General features: G+C 43.5%; 17 protein-coding genes. All 17 read left to right on the forward strand.

The window, feature by feature from the left end; genetic code table 11:
- Positions 1–52: 52 nt before the first annotated feature.
- The 17 genes from priA (at position 53) to ACTNES_RS00405 (ending at position 19,519) form a co-directional block, all read left to right on the forward strand.
- Positions 53–2,272 (forward strand): replication restart helicase PriA, encoded by a 2,220-nt coding sequence (priA, locus tag ACTNES_RS00325; RefSeq protein ID WP_441038242.1) that lies wholly within the window; start codon positions 53–55, stop codon positions 2,270–2,272.
- 182 nt (positions 2,273–2,454) lie between these two features.
- Positions 2,455–2,931, forward strand: coding sequence for a peptide deformylase (gene def, locus ACTNES_RS00330; RefSeq protein WP_216458825.1), 477 nt, complete (start codon positions 2,455–2,457; stop codon positions 2,929–2,931).
- Positions 2,932–3,067: 136 nt separating this feature from the next.
- On the forward strand, positions 3,068–4,015 hold the full coding sequence (fmt, locus tag ACTNES_RS00335; RefSeq protein WP_291806292.1) for a methionyl-tRNA formyltransferase: 948 nt from the start codon (positions 3,068–3,070) through the stop codon (positions 4,013–4,015).
- Between the two features lie 4 nt (positions 4,016–4,019).
- A complete protein-coding gene (locus tag ACTNES_RS00340; RefSeq protein ID WP_291806289.1) occupies positions 4,020–4,712 on the forward strand; it encodes a zinc metallopeptidase in 693 nt (230 codons plus the stop codon).
- Complete coding sequence (gene rsmB / locus ACTNES_RS00345; protein WP_216458822.1) at positions 4,705–6,057, forward strand: 16S rRNA (cytosine(967)-C(5))-methyltransferase RsmB; 1,353 nt, start codon at positions 4,705–4,707, stop codon at positions 6,055–6,057. The genes ACTNES_RS00340 and rsmB overlap by 8 nt, the downstream gene beginning before the upstream one ends.
- A 3-nt stretch (positions 6,058–6,060) precedes the next feature.
- Complete coding sequence (gene rlmN / locus ACTNES_RS00350; RefSeq protein WP_216458821.1) at positions 6,061–7,101, forward strand: 23S rRNA (adenine(2503)-C(2))-methyltransferase RlmN; 1,041 nt, start codon at positions 6,061–6,063, stop codon at positions 7,099–7,101.
- A 1-nt stretch (position 7,102) separates the two neighbouring features.
- A complete protein-coding gene (locus ACTNES_RS00355; protein ID WP_441038243.1) occupies positions 7,103–7,849 on the forward strand; it encodes a Stp1/IreP family PP2C-type Ser/Thr phosphatase in 747 nt (248 codons plus the stop codon).
- A complete protein-coding gene (gene pknB / locus ACTNES_RS00360; RefSeq protein ID WP_291806282.1) occupies positions 7,843–10,050 on the forward strand; it encodes a Stk1 family PASTA domain-containing Ser/Thr kinase in 2,208 nt (735 codons plus the stop codon). The genes ACTNES_RS00355 and pknB overlap by 7 nt, the downstream gene beginning before the upstream one ends.
- Before the next feature lie 3 nt (positions 10,051–10,053).
- Positions 10,054–10,932 carry a ribosome small subunit-dependent GTPase A gene (rsgA, locus tag ACTNES_RS00365; protein WP_291806279.1) on the forward strand — a complete coding sequence of 293 codons (879 nt, stop codon included), beginning with the start codon at positions 10,054–10,056 and terminating at the stop codon, positions 10,930–10,932.
- Positions 10,932–11,606: a ribulose-phosphate 3-epimerase gene (gene rpe / locus ACTNES_RS00370; RefSeq protein WP_334303407.1), complete on the forward strand. Its 675-nt coding sequence runs from the start codon at positions 10,932–10,934 to the stop codon at positions 11,604–11,606. The genes rsgA and rpe overlap by 1 nt, the downstream gene beginning before the upstream one ends.
- An 8-nt stretch (positions 11,607–11,614) precedes the next feature.
- Positions 11,615–12,367, forward strand: a complete 753-nt coding sequence (locus ACTNES_RS00375) for a thiamine diphosphokinase (protein WP_216458816.1) — start codon at positions 11,615–11,617, stop codon at positions 12,365–12,367.
- A 337-nt stretch (positions 12,368–12,704) separates the two neighbouring features.
- Positions 12,705–13,802, forward strand: a complete 1,098-nt coding sequence (ychF, locus tag ACTNES_RS00380) for a redox-regulated ATPase YchF (protein WP_216458815.1) — start codon at positions 12,705–12,707, stop codon at positions 13,800–13,802.
- A gap of 20 nt (positions 13,803–13,822) precedes the next feature.
- On the forward strand, positions 13,823–14,959 hold the full coding sequence (gene lgt / locus ACTNES_RS00385) for a prolipoprotein diacylglyceryl transferase (RefSeq protein ID WP_291806270.1): 1,137 nt from the start codon (positions 13,823–13,825) through the stop codon (positions 14,957–14,959).
- 296 nt (positions 14,960–15,255) lie between these two features.
- On the forward strand, positions 15,256–15,687 hold the full coding sequence (gene mraZ, locus ACTNES_RS00390; RefSeq protein ID WP_216458813.1) for a division/cell wall cluster transcriptional repressor MraZ: 432 nt from the start codon (positions 15,256–15,258) through the stop codon (positions 15,685–15,687).
- A gap of 53 nt (positions 15,688–15,740) precedes the next feature.
- Positions 15,741–16,676 carry a 16S rRNA (cytosine(1402)-N(4))-methyltransferase RsmH gene (gene rsmH, locus ACTNES_RS00395; protein WP_216458812.1) on the forward strand — a complete coding sequence of 312 codons (936 nt, stop codon included), beginning with the start codon at positions 15,741–15,743 and terminating at the stop codon, positions 16,674–16,676.
- Positions 16,677–16,694: 18 nt separating this feature from the next.
- Positions 16,695–17,273, forward strand: a complete 579-nt coding sequence (locus ACTNES_RS00400; protein ID WP_216458811.1) for a hypothetical protein — start codon at positions 16,695–16,697, stop codon at positions 17,271–17,273.
- Positions 17,274–17,281: 8 nt separating this feature from the next.
- Positions 17,282–19,519: a peptidoglycan D,D-transpeptidase FtsI family protein gene (locus tag ACTNES_RS00405; RefSeq protein WP_441038244.1), complete on the forward strand. Its 2,238-nt coding sequence runs from the start codon at positions 17,282–17,284 to the stop codon at positions 19,517–19,519.
- The last annotated feature ends 44 nt before the right edge of the window (positions 19,520–19,563 follow it).

Consider the following 19,563-nt stretch of genomic DNA (forward strand, 5'->3'; position numbering starts at 1 on the left):
GTTTATTTAGAATCCAGGACAGAGAACATCCGGATACAACAGGAATGAGTTCATGATATATGCAGATATTATAATTGATATTTCCAGCGACAAACTGGACCGGAGTTTTCAATACAAGGTACCGGAGAGACTGGAACAGGAGATAAAGGTGGGGATGGTGGTATCCATCCCCTTTGGAAATGCCAGTCAGCTGCGTAAGGGATATGTAACAGGTTTTTCAAAGGAACCGAAGATTGCATCCGGAAAACTGAAAGAAATCTGTGAGATCTGTAGCGGAGAAGAGACTACGGAATCCCGATTGATCGCGCTGGCAGCCTGGATGAAAGAGAATTACGGGTCTACCATGATTCAGGCGCTCAAGACCGTACTTCCGATCCAGGAGAAGATCAAGGCAAAAGAGAGAAGATATATATGTCTGAACATTTCTGAAGACGAAGGGTATCAGATACTGGCAGATCTTGAGAAAACAAGATTCAGAGCCAGAACAAGACTTCTGAAGGAACTTCTGGAGAAGAAGAGACTGGATTCTGCACAGGCATCAAAGAAACTTGGGGCAACTTCAGCGGTTATAAAGAAGATGCAGGAACAGGGAATCATCCGGATAGAATATGATGAGATACTGAGAAATTCGATGGATACCAGTGATATTCCGGCAGAAAACCAGATGCTTCTTACTCAGGAGCAGGAGATAGCAGTACAGCAGATCAGGGAAGAATGGGAGAAACAATCTCCGCGACCTGTACTGATCGAAGGTGTAACAGGAAGTGGAAAAACTCAGGTCTATATGAAGTTGATCGAGTGGACGATTTCCAGAGGAGAACAGGCCATTGTACTGATTCCTGAAATTGCACTTACTTATCAGACTGTGCGCAGATTTTATGCAAGGTTCGGAGATAAAGTGTCTGTGATCAATTCCAGACAGTCTCAGGGAGAACGCTATGATCAGTTCAAGCGTGCAAAGAGAGGGAAAGTTCAGGTGATGATCGGTCCGCGATCTGCGCTGTTTACGCCGTTTGGCAATCTGGGGCTTATAGTTATCGACGAGGAACATGAACCAAGTTATAAGAGCGAGAGCAGCCCGCGTTATCATGCCAGGGAAACTGCGATTAAGAGAGCTGAGTTAGAGCATGCACGAGTAGTTCTCGGATCTGCTACTCCTTCTGTGGAAGCTTATAGTCAGGCGAAGAAAGGTGCTTATGGTCTGGTGCGTTTAAATGCCAGATATGGAAGCAGACCTATGCCGCAGGTTTCTATTGTGGATTTGCGGGAAGAATTGAAGGCAGGCAATCGTTCGGTGCTCAGCAGAGAATTACGGGAGAAAATGAAAGCGCGGTTTGAGAAGAAAGAGCAGGTCATGCTTTTTCTTAACCGAAGAGGATATGCAGGTTTTGTCTCTTGTCGTTCCTGCGGACAGGTGATGAAATGTCCGCATTGTGATGTGGCTCTCTCAGAACATAATAATGACAGACTTCTGTGCCACTATTGTGGATATGAAACGCGAAAACCTCAGGCATGTCCGGTCTGTGGATCTCCATATATTGGCGGATTTAAGGCAGGAACACAGCAGATTGAGAAAGTAGTGAGAGAAACTTTTCCGGGAGTCCGTACACTTAGGATGGATTTTGATACTACAAGGACGAAGGGAAGTTATGAGAAAATTCTGGCATCTTTTGCAAAACATGAAGCAGATGTGCTGATCGGAACGCAGATGATCGTCAAGGGGCATGATTTTCCGGATGTAACACTGGTTGGTGTAGTTGCAGCAGATCTGTCACTGAATGCAGAGGATTACAGATGTGCTGAGAGGACTTTTCAGCTTCTGTGTCAGGCAGCAGGACGTGGTGGACGTGGCGAGAAGCCGGGAGAAGCTGTGATACAGACCTATCAGCCAGATCATTACAGTATCCAGGCGGCAGCTGTGCAGGATTATCAGGCTTTTTATGAGGAAGAGATGAGTTATCGTATGCTCCTGGATTATCCGCCGGCAGCGCATATGCTGGCAGTCCTCGGATCAGGTCCGGAGGATGAGCTTCTGGTTCAGGCGATGCATTATCTGAAGCTGTATGTGCAGCGGATCTATAAGAAGAATGACCTTCATGTGATCGGACCTGCTTATGCAGCAGTGGGAAAAGTAAAGGATATTTACAGACAGGTCATTTATCTGAAACACGAAGATTACCAGGTACTGGTCTGGATCAAAGACCAGCTTGAGAAATACATAGAAATAAATTCCGGTTTTCGGAAACTATATATACAATTTGATTTTCAGTAACTATTCAGAAGTCCACTATTCCACGAGGTGTTTTGGCATGAAAATGCCAAAATCCCGAGACATACAAGTCAAAATCCCATCGCCGCAGGCGATTTTCAATGGATTTTGACTCGTAACTATGAAGGTACTGAACAGTTACGTTTTTAGTTAAAAATTCAGTCAGAGAAAAGGAGAAAAAAGAAATGGCACTTAGAACAATCAGAGTAGAAGGCGATGAAGTACTTACAAAAGTTAGCAGACCGGTGGATAAAATGACACCACGTATCCATGATCTGATCACGGATATGCTTGATACCATGTATGAGGCAATGGGTGTTGGTCTTGCTGCACCGCAGGTAGGAATTCTGAAACGTATCGTTGTTATTGATATAGGAGAAGGCCCGATCGTTCTGATCAATCCTGAGATCCTTGAGACATCCGGAGAGCAGACCGGAGATGAGGGATGCTTAAGTGTACCGGGAATGGCAGGACAGGTAACACGTCCGAACTATGTAAAGGTAAAAGCACTGGATGAGGACATGAATGAGGTAGAATATGAAGGCGAGGGACTTCTGGCCCGCGCATTCTGTCATGAACTGGATCATCTGGATGGACATATGTACACAGAACTGGTAGAGGGAGAACTTCATCATGTAACTTATGATGAGGATGAGGAATAATAAAAAGTGTTGGAAATAGTTGTTCAATGCTGTATCCAGTGGTGTTTTGATATGAACAGGCCAGAGGTCCGGGATATGTCCGGATGCTGAAACAGCAGAGAAAATACAAGAGAAAGAAGAGGTGACATTTTAACATATGAAGACAGTTTTTATGGGAACACCGGATTTCGCAGTGCCGCCATTACATGCACTGATCGAAGCCGGATATGAAGTGGCAGCAGTAGTCACACAGCCTGATAAGCCAAAGGGAAGAGGAAAGACTTTACTTCCGACTCCTGTCAAAGAAGAGGCACTTATGCATGAGATTCCGGTATATCAGCCGCAGAAAGTAAGAAATAATCAGGAATTTCTGGAAACTTTAAAGGAGATCAATCCGGATATTATTATTGTTGCAGCATTTGGACAGATCATTCCGAAAGAGGTTCTGGACCTTCCGAAGTATGGATGCATTAACATTCATGCATCACTTCTGCCTAAGTACAGAGGTGCAGCTCCAATCCAGCAGGCAGTCATTGATGGAGAGAAGGAATCTGGTGTTACGATCATGCAGATGGGAGAGGGACTTGACACAGGAGATATGATCTCTAAGATCATTATTCCTCTGGCACCGGAGGAAACTGGCGGAAGTCTGTTTGGAAAGCTTGCACAGGCAGGTGCGGAATTGCTGATCAAGACATTGCCATCTATTGAGCAGGGAACAGCAGAGCGTGTGAAACAGCCGGAAGAGAGCCCGACACCGTATGCGTCCATGATCACCAAGCAGATGGGACTGATGGATTTCAGCAAATCAGCAGAGGAACTGGAGCGTTTGGTACGCGGACTGAATCCATGGCCAAGTGCTTATACTTTTATTAATGGAAAGACTTTAAAAGTATGGAAGTGCAGAGTCAGTGACAAACAGACAGATGCTGCTCCGGGAACTGTTTTTCTGACAGATAAGGAAGGCATACATGCCGCATGCGGAAAAGGTTCTCTGATCCTTACAGAGGTACAGTTAGAAGGTAAGAAACGAATGGAGACAGAGGCATTTCTCCGTGGATATCACATTGAAGATGGAACATGTTTTACAGATCATAAGGAGTGATTAGATGTACGGATACTATTTTGACCCTACTTATTTCCTGCTGATCATAGGAATGTTATTATCTATGGCGGCTTCTGTAAGAGTGAAGAGCACATTTGCTATTTACAGCAGAGTGCGCAGTGCATCCGGGCTTACCGGGGCAGAAGCAGCCAGAAGAATCCTTCGTATGGCGGGAATCACGGATGTTACGGTTGTACCGATTTCCGGAAGCCTGACAGACCACTATGATCCGAGAAATAAGCAGCTGGCTCTTTCACAGGATGTATATGACAGAACTTCTGTAGCTGCCATTGGCGTGGCAGCACATGAATGCGGACATGCCATTCAGGATGCGCAGAATTACGTGCCGTTGAATCTGCGTTCCGCGATCGTACCTGTGGCGAATATCGGATCAACACTTTCCTGGCCGTTATTTCTGGCAGGACTGATCCTTTCTATTCGCCCATTGCTGACACTGGGGATTCTGCTGTTCAGCTTTGCTGTTCTTTTTCAGCTTGTGACTCTTCCTGTAGAGTTTAATGCCTCTTCAAGAGCACTGAAAATGCTGGGAAGTTCAGGAATGCTTGGAACTGATGAAGTAAAAGGAGCAAAGAAAGTTCTTACAGCAGCAGCTCTTACCTATGTGGCAGCACTTGCATCATCCATTCTGCAGCTTTTAAGACTGATCATACTGGCCGGAGGAAGAGACCGTGACTAATGGAATAAATACCAGAGAACTGATATTACAGATTTTGCTGGAAATTGAGGAAGAGGGAAAGCACAGTCATATTGCGATCCGCAATGCTCTTTCCAAGTATCAGTTCCTTCCAAGACAGGAGAGAGCTTTTATCACCAGAGTCTGTGAAGGAACCCTGGAATATCGTATTTTAATAGATTATATTATTGATTCTTATTCAAAAGTAACTGTAGACAAAATGAAACCTGCTATTAGGGAAATCCTGAGAAGTGCAGTATATCAGATCAGATTTATGGACAGTGTTCCAGACAGTGCAGTGTGCAATGAAGCCGTGAAACTGGCGCAGAGAAAAGGATTCTACAATCTGAAACCTTTTGTAAATGGGGTACTGCGCACGATAGCCAGAGAGTGGAAGAATCTGGAACTGCCTTCAAGAGAAGAAAATCTTGTGAGACATTTATCTGTCAGATACTCTATGCCGGAGACGCTGGTGAATCGCTGGCTTGAAGACTATGGCGAAGAGAGGACAGAGAAAATTCTGACTGCTTTTCTGGAAGAGAAGCCAATCACTGTGCGCTGCAGGACACACAAGTATTCTCAGGAGGAGATTTATCAGAGTCTTGTGAATCAGGGAGTGGAGGTAAAACCAGCTCCATATCTGCCTTATGCATATGAGATTTCCAATTATAACCACATTCTGGCACTGGATGCTTTTATACAGGGTAAGATCCAGGTACAGGATGTGAGTTCTATGTTGGTGGCAGAGGTGGCAGATCCGCAGAAGGGAAACTACATTATAGATATGTGTGCTGCACCGGGCGGTAAGAGTCTTCATGTTGGGGATAAAATGGGTGACTATGGAACCGTAGATGCCCGTGATATCAGTCAGTACAAGGTAGATCTGATCGAAGAAAACATTCACAGAACAGATTCTATCAATGTGCAGGCCCATGTGATGGATGCTACTGTATTTGATGTGGATTCTGAGCTGAAGGCAGACATAGTGATCGCAGATGTTCCGTGTTCCGGATATGGTGTGATCGGTAAGAAGCCTGAGATCAAATACCGTGTGACACCACAGAAACAGGAAGAGATCGTAATTCTGCAGAGAACGATTCTGGATCGTGCGGCAGAATATGTGAAGCCGGGCGGAGTTCTGGTATTCAGTACCTGTACCATTGCGAAAGAAGAGAATGAAGAGAACATGATGTGGTTTATGAATCATCATCCATTCAAACTGGAGAGCATTGATCCATATCTGCCAGAGGAACTTCATTCAGAGACAACTGCTCTTGGATATCTTCAGCTTCTGCCGGGTGTACACAAGACAGATGGCTTCTTTATTGCGAAATTCAGGAGAAAATAAATAATGACAGATATTAAGTCAATGACAATCGATGAATTAAAAGAACTGATGACCTCTCTGGGTGACAAGCCATTTCGTGCAAAACAGATATACAGCTGGCTGCATGAACACCTTGTTACTTCCTATGACGAGATGACAAATCTTTCCAAAGGATTGAGGGAGAAGTTAAAGGAATATCCGATTACTGCATTAGAGATGGTGGATGTACAGACTTCTAAGATTGATGGGACACAGAAGTATCTTTTCCGTCTCAGTGATGGAAATGTGATCGAAAGTGTTCTTATGAGATACAAGCATGGAAATTCCGTCTGTATTTCCTCACAGGTTGGATGCCGCATGGGATGCAGATTCTGTGCATCTACGATCGGCGGATTGACCAGGTGTCTGCTGCCGTCGGAGATGCTGGATCAGATCTACAGAATACAGGCTATGACAGGAGAGAGAGTATCCAATGTGGTAGTGATGGGAACCGGAGAACCTCTGGATAATTATGAAAATCTGCTGAGATTCATACATATTCTGACAGAGGATGGCGGGCTCCATATCAGCCAGAGAAATCTGACGGTATCTACCTGTGGGCTTGTACCGAAGATCTATGACCTTGCAAAAGAAAAGCTTCAGATGACACTGGCTCTTTCTCTTCATGCACCGAATGATGTGAAACGCCGGGAACTGATGCCGATTGCGAACAGATACAGCATGGACGAGGTTCTGGAAGCGTGCCGCCATTATTTTGAAGAAACGGGGCGCAGGATCACATTTGAATACAGTCTGGTTGCCGGAGTGAATGACAGTGATGAAGATGCCAGAGAGCTTTCCGGCAGGATCAGGGACATTAACTGCCACGTAAATCTGATTCCGGTAAACCCGATCAAGGAGCGTTCCTATGTGAGATCCACAAGGCAGGCAGTGGAGAATTTCAAAATAAAACTTGAAAAATGTGGAATTAATGTTACTATTAGAAGGGAAATGGGCAGCGATATAGATGGTGCCTGTGGACAGCTAAGAAAAAGTTATATGGAAAAAACAGAAAGCGAGAATTGACATGAGGGTATATTCAGCTACTGATGCCGGGCAGAAGCGAAAAATGAATCAGGATTATGTGTTCGCATCTGCAGACCCGGTTGGAAATCTTCCGAATCTGTTTGTTGTTGCTGACGGAATGGGCGGACATAACGCCGGAGATTATGCATCATCTCATGCTGTTACATCCATGGTGGAAGAAATCCGCCAGGATGCAGATTTTAATCCTGTCAAAGTAATCCGTCATGCCATTGAATGTGTGAATACCGAGATTCTTACTCAGGCACAGCAGGATGAGAAACTGAGAGGAATGGGAACTACGATGGTAGCAGCTACGATCGTGGGACATTACGCTTATGTGGCAAATGTAGGTGACAGCAGACTTTATGTAATTGGAGAACAGATTCAGCAGATAACAAAGGATCACTCATTAGTGCAGGAGATGGTGAGGATGGGAGAACTTGACCCTGAACAGGCAAGAAGACATCCGAAGAAAAATATCATCACAAGAGCGCTCGGAGCGGAGAGAACAGTAGATATTGACTTCTTTGACCTGAAATTGGAACCAGGAGATGTGGTTCTGATGTGTTCAGATGGTCTCAGCAATATGGTTGAGGACAGCCAACTGCAGGAAATCATTACTGACACTGATACAGATCTGGACGAAAAGGGCAGAATACTTATCAGAGAAGCAAACCGCAACGGCGGCAAGGACAATATTGCAATTGTATTGATAGAACCATTCGCAAATGAGGTGAAAGCATGTTAAAGATGGGAATGATCATAGCCGAGCGCTATGAGATATTAGGAAAAATAGGTACCGGCGGAATGGCGGACGTATACAAGGCAAAAGACCATAAGCTGAATCGGTTTGTTGCTGTAAAAGTTCTTAAGCCGGAATTTCGGGAGGATACAACGTTTATCCGCAAGTTCAGAAGTGAAGCTCAGGCAGCAGCAGTTCTGACTCATCCCAATATTGTAAATGTATTTGATGTAGGAGATGACAATGGAGTCTACTACATTGTGATGGAACTGATCGAAGGAATTACTCTTAAGGAGTATATCTCTAAGAAAGGCAGACTGTCAGTAAAAGAAGCTACAAGTATTGCAATCCAGGTATCTATGGGACTGGAGGCAGCACACAGCCACGGAATTGTACACCGTGATGTAAAGCCTCAGAATATTATTATTTCCATGGATGGAAAGGTTAAAGTTACAGATTTTGGTATTGCAAGAGCTGCTTCTTCCAATACCATAAGTTCTAATGTGATGGGATCTGTTCATTACAGTTCTCCGGAGCAGGTACGTGGAGGATACAGTGATGAGAAGAGTGATATTTATTCACTTGGTATCACACTGTATGAGATGGTCACTGGAAAGGTTCCGTTTGATGGTGACACAACAGTAGCTATCGCTATCAAGCATCTTCAAGAAGAGATGGTTCCGCCAAGCGTGTATGCAGAGGACCTGCCGCACAGTCTGGAGCAGATCATCCTGAAATGTACACAGAAGAGTGTAGATCGTCGTTACCAGAATATGGAAGATGTAATTGCAGATCTGAAGCATTCTCTGATCGATCCGCAGGGTGATTTCGTAACACTGACCTCTGTAGATAATGAGGCAAAGACAGTTGTGATCTCAGATGAGGAACTTGGCGAGATCAAGCATGTACCGAAACAGATTTCCAAGTCAGAACCGGAGGCTCTGGAAGATGAGATCAATGAAACGGATTATGATGATGAGCCAGAAGAGAAGCCTCGCAGAAAGAAAACGGCAAAACCTGAGAAAACAAAGAAAAAAGGCGGTCATGGACTGACTATTGCGATGCTGCTTCTTGGAGTTGTGATTTTAGTTGCAATTATTCTGGTTGCAGGTAAGGCATCTGGACTGATCGGCGGTAACAGTGAAACAAAGACCAAAACAGAAACTACAGATACAGCAGAAACAGATGATGATGGAATGGTAACTGTACCGAATCTGTTAGGAAAAACGGAGGATGAGGCAAAGAATATCACAAAAGACATGAAACTTGGTATTCAGCCAATGGGTGAGGAAGCCTCCACTCAGGCAAAGGGAACCATTTCTTCTCAGGATATTCCACAGGGAAGCAAGGTTGAACAATATACAACAATTAAATACTATATCAGTAAAGGTGCTCAGCAGATTACAGTTCCGGATGTAGACGGACAGACAGGTGTGGATGCACAGCAGACACTGGAAGATATGGGATTAAATGTTACTGTTCAGAAAGAATACAGTGAATTAAACGATGACGGTACTCCGATCGTTGATCCTGGATATGCATATTCTACAACTCCGGATGCAGGTGCATCTGTTTCAGCCGGAGATACCATTACATTGGTTGTCAGCCGTGGCGTTGACTATGGTGACAGTGTAGAAGTTCCAAGTGTTGTGGGAATGACAAAGAATGATGCGATTACTACTTTTGGTAAATTCCTCAATGTAGAAGTAAAAGAGGAAATGAGCACAGAGGTGGCAGCAGGAGAAGTAATCTCTCAGGAACCAGAAGCAGGAAACTGGGAGAACCCGGATACGGTTAATGTGGTAATTACTGTAAGTACAGGAGATCAGGACCCTGCATCTGTGCAGAGTACGGATACTGCAAATACAGCAGGCAGCACAACAGACAGTGCAGCACAGACGGCAGATAATACATCCACAGATAACAGTGCAGCTGTAGCAGCAGGAGAAGTCTGGAAATGTACACAGACTCTGAATACTCCGACAGGATATACAGGAGGTCCGGTACGTCTGGAACTGGTTCAGAATGTAAATGGAACACCGACAGCGTCAGTTGTTCTGGAGAATCAGGTATTACAGTTCCCTTACGATCTGGATATCACAGGAGCACCTGGAATCAGTGAAGGAACTCTGTATTTATCCGAGCAGGTCAACGGAGTTTATCAGGAACTTGGAAATTACTCCATTACATTTGCCAAGGTAGAGTAATTCATGCAGGGAAAGATTATTAAAGGCATTGCAGGATTTTATTATATTTACGCAGAGAATGATGAGATTTATGAATGCAAAGCCAAAGGAATATTCAGAAAAGATAAACAGAAACCTCTTGTAGGGGATAATGTAGAGATTGAAGTTTTGGATGCACAGGAGAAGGAGGGCAGTGTGACTGCCATCCTTCCCAGAAAGAATTCGCTGATCCGTCCGGCGGTTGCCAATGTAGATCAGGCTTTTGTGATTTTTGCGATGGAGAATCCAAAACCAAATTTTATGCTGTTGGACAGATTTCTGATCATGATGGAAAAGGAGAATGTTCCGGCAGTTATATGCTTTAATAAGAAGGATCTTGCAACACAGGAAGCACTGGAACTCTTATATGAAACTTATAAGAGCTGCGGATATCATGTAATCTTTTCCAGCACCTTTAACGGGGATGGATTAGATGAGATCCGTGAGATCCTTAAGGGAAAGACAACAGTAGTTGCCGGTCCCTCGGGTGTGGGAAAATCTTCAATCACCAATGCACTGCAGGAAAATGTACAGATGGAAACAGGAGAGATAAGTAAGAAACTGAAACGTGGAAAACATACCACCCGTCATTCACAGGTGATACCAGTGGGACATGATACTTATCTGATGGATACCCCGGGATTTTCTTCTTTATATCTGACAGATATTGAAGAGCAGGAACTGAAAGATTATTTTCCGGAATTTCGTGAGTATGAAGATCAGTGCAGGTTTCAGGGATGCAGACATATCCATGAACCGGACTGCGGCGTAAAGGAAGCTTTGGCAGAGCATAAGATCAGCCAGCTTCGATATGAAGATTATTTAGGACTTTATAATGAATTGAAAGAGAAAAGGAGATTCTAATTATGTATCAGTTGTGCCCTTCTATTTTGTCGGCAGATTTTAATCGTTTGGGCGAACAGATCAAAACTCTTGAGAAAGAGGGAGTCGAATGGCTCCATATTGATGTCATGGACGGTGACTTTGTGCCGAGTATTTCTTTTGGAATGCCAGTGATCAAATCTATTCGAAAGGAATCAAAGATGTTCTTTGATGTGCATCTTATGGTAACTGAGCCGGAGAGATATATCAGAGATTTCGTTGCATGCGGTGCTGATTCTATTACTGTTCATGCAGAAGCATGTGAGGATATTGAGAGAACGATCGAGCAGATCCGTGAGGCAGGAGTAAAAGTGGGCATTTCCATTAAACCTGCGACACCGGTAAATGATATCAGCCATATGCTGGAGGATGTAGACATGGTTCTGATCATGACTGTACAGCCGGGATTCGGCGGACAGAAGTATATGGATGAATGTACAGAGAAGATCAGAGAAGTACGCGAACTGATTGAAGGTGAGAATCTGAATGTAGATGTTCAGGTAGATGGTGGAATCAATGATGAGACAATGGAGACAGTAATGACAGCAGGTGCAAATCTGCTGGTGGCCGGTTCTTATGTGTTCAACGGAGATTTGGAAGCAAATGTAAGACATGCCAGAGCGAAGATGGACGAAATTATACAAAAAATTGACTGAGGAACAGCATGATAGATACAGTAATTGTAAGCGGGGGCGATATCCAGAGTGATTTTGCCCTCGATTTTTTGAAAAAGAATGCAGAGAAAGCGGGAAAAGAAAAGATACGTCTGATCGCGGCAGACAGAGGACTGGAGTTTTTTCTGGAACAGCAGATCCTGCCGGATGTGGTGATCGGAGATTTTGACAGCCTGTCAGAAGAAGGAAAAGAATTTCTGGAGGTTCCTGCAGGGATAAAGACAAACAGTGAGATTCCTTATGGAGGAATGACAAACTGGAAAGTACAGAAACAAACCGGAGAAGAGAAAAAAGAAGTAGAGATTATACGACTGAGACCGGAAAAAGATGATTCAGATACGCAGTCTGCTATGAACTATGCCATTCGGACCGGGGCAAAGGAGATTGCAATTCTGGGTGTGACCGGAAAAAGAGTAGATCATCTGATGGCGAACTTCGGGCTTCTTGTTCTGGCTCAGAAGCAGGGCGCATCTGTGACATTGGTGGATAGTTATAATTATATGAAACTGGTTTCCAGTGGGACAGTCCTTCGAAAGTCCGAGCAGTTTGGAAAGTATGTGTCATTTTTTCAGCTGGGAGGAGATGTGACTGGTCTGACTCTTGAAGGATTTAAATATCCTCTCAGTAACTATCATCTAACAGTGGCAGACAGTGGTCTGACTGTAAGCAATGAGATCAGCAGTGAATCTGCAAAGATTATTTATGATAAGGGAACTTTGCTGATGATTATGTCGAGAGACTAATAGCTATGTTTACTCAATTCACTATAATATGTTTTGTGATATACAGAATTTATGCTGATCGCATAAATTCGCATCGGATATCTCGGGACTTTGGCATATACATGCAAAAACACCTTGCGGGATGGTGGTAGTAACAGTTAATGTTATAGCAGCATATAGACAGAAAACAGCAACCTTGCACATCACAAATGGTTATGATAAAATAATGAAAGTATTTTAGAAAAGGACCACTGCTCAGTCCACTGACAGGAATGGCCCGTAAAATGGCCCGCCTGATATTAAAAAATATCTGGAAATACCGTAAAATCAATACATTTAAAGGAGATATAAAAGAGAGATGAAACTTGGAATAGTTGGATTACCAAACGTTGGAAAGAGTACATTATTTAATTCATTAACAAAAGCAGGAGCAGAATCAGCAAATTATCCGTTCTGTACCATTGACCCGAACGTGGGTGTTGTTACTGTACCGGACGAGAGACTGAAACTTCTCGGAGATTTCTATCATTCTAAGAAAGTGACACCTGCAGTCATCGAATTCGTAGATATCGCAGGGCTTGTAAAGGGTGCATCCAAAGGTGAGGGACTTGGAAACCAGTTCCTTGCAAATATTCGTGAAGTAGATGCCATTGTTCATGTAGTACGCTGCTTCGAGGATTCCAATGTTATCCATGTAGACGGAAGCATTGATCCTCTTCGTGATATTGAGACAATTAATCTGGAACTTGTATTCTCTGATCTTGAGATTCTTGAGAGAAGAATTGCAAAAGTGACAAAAACAGCACGTATGGACAAAGAAGCTGCCAAGGAACTTGACTTCCTCCAGAAAGTAAAAGCACATCTCGAAGACGGCAAGATGGCGATCACAATGGAACTGGAGAACGAGGACGAAGAAGCATGGATGACTACTTACAATCTGCTTACATGGAAACCAGTGATCTATGCTGCAAATGTTGCTGAAGATGATCTGGCAGATGATGGTGCAAGCAATGCACATGTACAGGCAGTACGCAAATATGCAGCAGAGCAGAACAGTGAGATCTTCGTAATCTGCGCAGAGATCGAGGAAGAGATCTCTGAACTGGATGATGATGAGAAGAAGATGTTCCTTGAGGATCTGGGACTTAAAGAATCCGGACTTGAGAAACTGGTAAAAGCAAGCTACCATCTCCTTGGCCTGATGAGTTTCCTGACATCTGGCGAAGATGAGACAAGAGCATGGACTATCAAGATTGGAACAAAAGCTCCGCAGGCAGCCGGCAAGATCCATACAGATTTTGAGAGAGGATTTATCAAAGCAGAAGTTGTTAACTATCAGGATCTTCTGGACTGCGGTTCCTATGCAGGTGCCAGAGAGAAAGGTCTTGTAAGAATGGAAGGTAAAGAATACATTGTACAGGATGGAGATGTAATTTTATTCAGATTCAATGTATGATAAACAGGTGATATATGGAAATGTCGATACGTTTTCCAGGACTTAATCTGGTTTTATCTTATGTGCCCCGGTCATTTCAGATATTTGGGATGGAATTTACCATATATGGTGTATTGATCGCAATAGGTGCACTTCTGGGAATAGGGCTGGTGACACTGGAAGCAAAGCGAAATGGTGAGGATCAGAATAAATATCTTGATATGATGATCATTTCGCTGCTGGCTTCAGTTGTGGGTTCCAGACTGTTTTATGTAGTATTTTCATGGGAACTTTACAGAGGAAATTTCAGCGGAATTCTGGATTTTAGAAATGGCGGGTATACTTTTTATGGCGGTCTGCTGGCGGGATTTCTCGCTGCAGCAGTATTTTGCAGGATTGCCAAGATGAACTTCTGGAAGATGGCAGATACTGTAAGTCTTGGAATACTTTTGGGACAGATCATTGGACGCTGGGGAAATTTCTTTAACAGAGAATCTTTTGGAGAATATGCAGATCTGCCCTGGGCAATACAGATTCCAATTTCAGCAGTGCGCTCTGGAGAGGTTTCCGGAAATATGCGGGATAATCTGTTGACGATCAATGGAATTTCCTATATTCAGGTTCAGCCTGTGTTCCTTTATGAAAGTTTGTGGTGTCTGATCCTTTTATTGATCCTGCTGGCGCTTCGCAGAAAGAAGAAATACGACGGCGAGTTGTTTATGATCTACCTGGCAGGATACGGGCTTGGGAGATTTTTCTTTGAATGGCTCAGGACAGATAAGCTTTATATTCCAGGAACGAGGATTGGAGTTTCGCTGGTAATATCAGCTGCTTTGTTTATAATTTACACACCAACAGTGATTGTACATGGAGTGATGGCACAGAAAAGAGCAGCTATACGTATACGAAGAAGAAAAGCACTGATAGAGAATCAGCAGGAAAAAGAAAACGAAGCGCAGGATAGTATTCCTGAGGCAGAAGTACAGCCTGGGAATAACTCTTCTGAGTCTGTTTCAGAGAAGCCGGAAGTTCCAGTGGAGAAAAAGAAAGAAACCGGAACTGTACAGGGAGAATCTGATGAACTCTTAAATTGGGAAGAGTCTGAATATGCACATATTCCTGAACAGTGGAGACGACATGTGGGAAATTCTCCCACAAAATCAGACAAAGAATTATAAAAAACAATATATCTGAAAGCTAAGTGGGTTGAAAGTGGAATTTCAGCCCATTTTTTACGTATAAATATTTATTTTTTACCTTAAAATATGGATGTTTCAGAAATGTTAAGAGAGTTCTAAATTAAAAAAATCTGTTTCAGACCCTTGTTTTTTCAGCCTAAATAGTTTAGAATAAGCACATAAGTGGTAGAAAGTGGTGAATAGTGGTGGTGAGTGGGGGAACAATGGCAGAGTAGACCATTACCACCTGGAAATCTGAAGGGGAGATTCAGATTTCGTGAGAGTAGGTGAGTAACATGTTCATGGGAGAGTACAACCATACAATCGACGCGAAGGGGCGCCTGATTATTCCTTCGAAGTTCAGAGAACTCTTAGGGGAAGAGTTTGTTCTGACTAAAGGGCTAGATGGCTGTCTTTCTATTTATCCCATGGATGAATGGGAAGCCTTTGAAATGAAACTCAGAGCATTACCACTTACAAATAAAAATGCCAGAACTTTTTCACGATTTTTTGTAGCTGGAGCAACTACATGTGAACTGGACAAACAGGGGAGAATCCTTGTACCGCAAACTCTGCGCGAATTTGCCGGTCTGGAAAAGGATGTAGTTTTGACAGGTAATTTAAACAGAATTGAAGTTTGGAGCAAAGAAAAGTGGAGTGAGATCTGTAATTATGATGATATGGACAGCATTGCGGAGAGTATGCAGGACATGGGAATCACGATCTGATACAGAAATCATTATAAAGTATCTCGCAAAATAGATCCAGACAGGAGACGGAGATGGAATTTAAACACAAATCTGTATTACTGGAAGAGACCATAGAAGGCTTGAATGTTAAGCCGGACGGAATCTACGTGGATGGCACTTTAGGAGGTGCAGGACATGCCCTGGAGGTATGTAAGAAGCTTTCTGCCAAGGGGAGATTTATTGGCATAGATCAGGACCAGGATGCGATAATTGCTGCGAGTGAGAGGTTAGCCGCCTTTGATCAGGCGACGATCATTCGCAGCAATTATTGTTACATGGTACAGGAACTGGCAGCAAGAGGCATCAATAAAGTCGACGGGATTCTCCTTGATCTTGGAGTATCTTCCTATCAGCTTGATAATGAAGAACGTGGATTTACTTACAGAGTAGATGCACCATTAGATATGCGTATGGATCAGCGCCAGACGCAGACGGCCAGTGATATTATCAATGGCTATGAAGAGAAAGAGTTATATCGTATCATTCGTGATTACGGTGAAGATAAATTTGCAAAGAATATTGCAAAACACATTGTAGCAGCCAGACAGGTGAAGCCGATCACTACGACCGGCGAACTCACAGAGATCATCAGGGAATCTATTCCTATGAAGATGCAGGTAAAGTCGGGACATCCTGCGAAGAGGACGTTCCAGGCAATCCGTATCGAACTTAACAGAGAACTTGATGTACTGAGAGATTCGCTTGATGGAATGATTGACATTCTTGATGATGGCGGCAGACTTTGCATTATCACTTTCCATTCACTGGAGGACAGAATTGTTAAGACGATTTTCAGAAAGAATGAAAATCCATGTACCTGCCCGCCAGACTTTCCGGTATGTGTATGCGGAAATAAATCAAAAGGTAAAGTGATCACAAGGAAACCGATTCTTCCGGGGGAGATTGAAATGGAAGAGAATCCGCGTTCCAAGAGCGCAAAGCTTAGAATTTTTGAGAGAGTATTGTAATTAATAGTGAGGCATGAAATGGCGAAGACGACCAGGACTGAAACAGCAAGAAGAAGCAGAACCAATGCCAGAGCAAACAGAGGAATGTACGTTGAAGGAAATACGGTCAGACGCCTTGCAGAAGTTCCGGACAGGACGAGACAGCCACAGAGACAGCATCCCGGAAGACAGCAGACTAATCGAAACCGCAGAGTACAGGCAGAGCCGGTACCAGTACAGAGACAGAAACATGAGTTGAGCAGATCAGCACAGAGAAACAGACAGAAGGCCACAGCAATGAACTGGGGATTTGTCACGTTTCTCGTTGTTGTGTGTACAGCGATATTATTCTGTTCTGTAAAGTATCTTCAGTATAAGTCAGAAATTACGGCCAAAATGAATACAGTTGCATCCCTTGAGGAAGAACTGGCAGCTTTAAAGGAAGACAATGACGCATATTACAGCCAGGTAACATCTAATATAGATCTGAACCAAATTAAGCAGACTGCATTAGGACGACTGGGAATGAAATATCCGTCAGATGATCAGACAGTAACCTATTCTACATCCGGAAACAGCTATGTAAGACAGTATCAAGATATACCAGATTCAAAGTAGGTGATTAATTGAGCAATACAAGAAAAAGAGGTCAGAAGAGACCAGAGAGAAGAATAAATTACAACATGAAAAAGAAGCTGGTAATGCTATTTGCAGTAGTGTTACTGGCTTTAGTAGTATTAATAGTAAGAATTACTTATATTAATGCAACAAGCGGCACAAAATATAAGAAGCAGGTATTAAGCCAGGCGCAGCAGAAATATGAGAGTCAGGTTCTGCCGGCAAAGCGAGGCGACATTTACGACAAAAATGGAAATATCCTTGCAACCAGCAATAAGGTTTATAATGTGATCCTGGACTGCAAAACTGTAAATTCGGACAGTGATTATGTAGAACCAACGATCCGTGCATTGAATGAACAGTTAGGGATTGATGAAGAAACGGTACGTTCTCTTCTGTCGGATCCAAGTACCAGTCAGAGTCAGTATCAGATTCTGATGAAACAGCTGTCTATGGATAAGAAGAAAGAATTTGAGAAGTATGAAGCAGAGGATGAAGATTCCGGGCTTACTGCAGAGCAGGCTAAGGATAGAGCGAATATCAAGGGCATCTGGTTTGAAGAGGACTATCTGAGAAGTTATCCGTTCAATGAAACTGCATGTGATACGATTGGATTTACGCTGGACCGTGATGTCGCTGATATCGGCCTGGAAGGATATTATAACAGTACACTTACAGGTGTGGATGGCAGACAGTACGGATACATTAACAATGATTCCGATGTAGAACAGACGATCATTGCAGCAGTAAACGGAAAGAGTATACAGACAAGCATTGATATTGGTGCGCAGCAGATCGTTGAAAAGTATGTGAACGGATTCAAGGAAGCCATGGGTGCCAAGAATATCGGTGTTATCGTAGAGGACCCGTCCACCGGTGAAATTATTGCCATGGATGGCGGTGACCGTTATGATCTGAATAATCCGAGAGATCTTTCTAATGTATATTCAGAAGATGAGATTAAAGCAATGAGTGACGAGGAAACAGTGGAAGCACTGAACAGTATGTGGAGTAATTTCTGTGTAACAGATGCTTATGAACCTGGTTCTGTTGTGAAGCCAATTGTTATGGCGTCTGCACTGGAGAAAGGTGCGATTCAGGAATCCGATACCTTTGTGTGTGACGGAGCCCAGACATTTGGTGATACTATGATCAAGTGTGCGGTATATCCAAGCGCTCATGGTACAGAGACTTTGGGTGAAGTAATCGCAAACTCCTGTAATGATGCTATGATGCAGATTGGTGCTAAAATGGGAGCAGTTCAGTTTATCAAGGCGCAGAGCCTGTTTAACTTTGGAACCAGAACAGGAATTGACCTTCCGAATGAGGGGGCAGGTATCATCCATACCAAGGATTCTATGGGAGAAACAGAGCTTGCCTGCTCAGCGTTTGGTCAGGGATTTACCTGTACGATGATCCAGGAAGTGAATGCTATGAGTTCTGTTATCAATGGTGGATATTATTATCAGCCACATCTGGTTACAAAGATCCTGGACAGCAATGGCGGAACTGTAAAGACGATCACACCGATTCTCCTGAAGCAGACGATTTCATCAAGAATTTCCAGTGATATCCGAAGCTACATGGCGTTAAGTGTACAGCAGGGTACCAGCCGTCATTCTAAAGTACAGGGATACAGTTCAGGTGGTAAAACAGGTACAGCCGAGAAATATCCGCGTGGAAACGGCAAATATCTGGTTTCTTTTATTGGATTTGCACCTGTAGATGATCCGGCAGTTGTGATCTATGTAGTAGTAGATGAGCCGAATGTAGATGATCAGGCAAACAGTACTTATCCACAGTACATTGCACAGGGAATTCTTTCTGAACTTCTTCCATATCTGAATGTAACACCGGATGAATCCGATGATGGAACAGTACCGGAAACTGAGTTATGGGAAGGATTCAAAGGCCATTTAAAGAGTACAGCATCCAGCAGTTCCCTGAACAGTGATGGAAATCTGGTAGATGCAGACGGTAATCTGATCGACTGGGATGGAAACAGAATTGATGAAAATGGTTATCTGCTGGATGACAATGGAGATCATATTCTGGATGACAATGGCAATTACAAGATGTCTACCAACCTGGTGACAAGTGTAGGAAGCACAGAGACAGATGCTTCCGGAGATGCAGTGTCCAACCCGGATGCACCTGGTCCGCTGGAGGATGACGAATCAGAGACTACGCAGGATAACAATGCAGAGACTGATGGAATCACCAACGAAGAAGCAGGACTGGAATAAGAAACATACCCCCGCAGGGATTTGTCATATATTAGTATGACGAT

The sequence above is a fragment of the Blautia sp. HCP3S3_D9 genome (genome assembly GCF_052063845.1).
GTDB lineage: Bacteria > Bacillota > Clostridia > Lachnospirales > Lachnospiraceae > Blautia_A.

Excerpts from the sequence above, each read along its gene's own strand:
- pknB (WP_291806282.1), top strand. The coding sequence starts at position 7,843 with ATGTTAAAGATGGGAATGATCATAGCCGAGCGCTATGAGATATTAGGA.
- def (WP_216458825.1), top strand. The coding sequence starts at position 2,455 with ATGGCACTTAGAACAATCAGAGTAGAAGGCGATGAAGTACTTACAAAA.
- rsmH (WP_216458812.1), top strand. The coding sequence starts at position 15,741 with ATGGAATTTAAACACAAATCTGTATTACTGGAAGAGACCATAGAAGGC.
- ychF (WP_216458815.1), top strand. The coding sequence starts at position 12,705 with ATGAAACTTGGAATAGTTGGATTACCAAACGTTGGAAAGAGTACATTA.
- rsgA (WP_291806279.1), top strand. The coding sequence starts at position 10,054 with ATGCAGGGAAAGATTATTAAAGGCATTGCAGGATTTTATTATATTTAC.
- ACTNES_RS00340 (WP_291806289.1), top strand. The coding sequence starts at position 4,020 with ATGTACGGATACTATTTTGACCCTACTTATTTCCTGCTGATCATAGGA.
- mraZ (WP_216458813.1), top strand. The coding sequence starts at position 15,256 with ATGTTCATGGGAGAGTACAACCATACAATCGACGCGAAGGGGCGCCTG.
- lgt (WP_291806270.1), top strand. The coding sequence starts at position 13,823 with ATGTCGATACGTTTTCCAGGACTTAATCTGGTTTTATCTTATGTGCCC.
- rlmN (WP_216458821.1), top strand. The coding sequence starts at position 6,061 with ATGACAGATATTAAGTCAATGACAATCGATGAATTAAAAGAACTGATG.
- fmt (WP_291806292.1), top strand. The coding sequence starts at position 3,068 with ATGAAGACAGTTTTTATGGGAACACCGGATTTCGCAGTGCCGCCATTA.
- priA (WP_441038242.1), top strand. The coding sequence starts at position 53 with ATGATATATGCAGATATTATAATTGATATTTCCAGCGACAAACTGGAC.
- ACTNES_RS00355 (WP_441038243.1), top strand. The coding sequence starts at position 7,103 with ATGAGGGTATATTCAGCTACTGATGCCGGGCAGAAGCGAAAAATGAAT.
- ACTNES_RS00375 (WP_216458816.1), top strand. The coding sequence starts at position 11,615 with ATGATAGATACAGTAATTGTAAGCGGGGGCGATATCCAGAGTGATTTT.
- ACTNES_RS00400 (WP_216458811.1), top strand. The coding sequence starts at position 16,695 with ATGGCGAAGACGACCAGGACTGAAACAGCAAGAAGAAGCAGAACCAAT.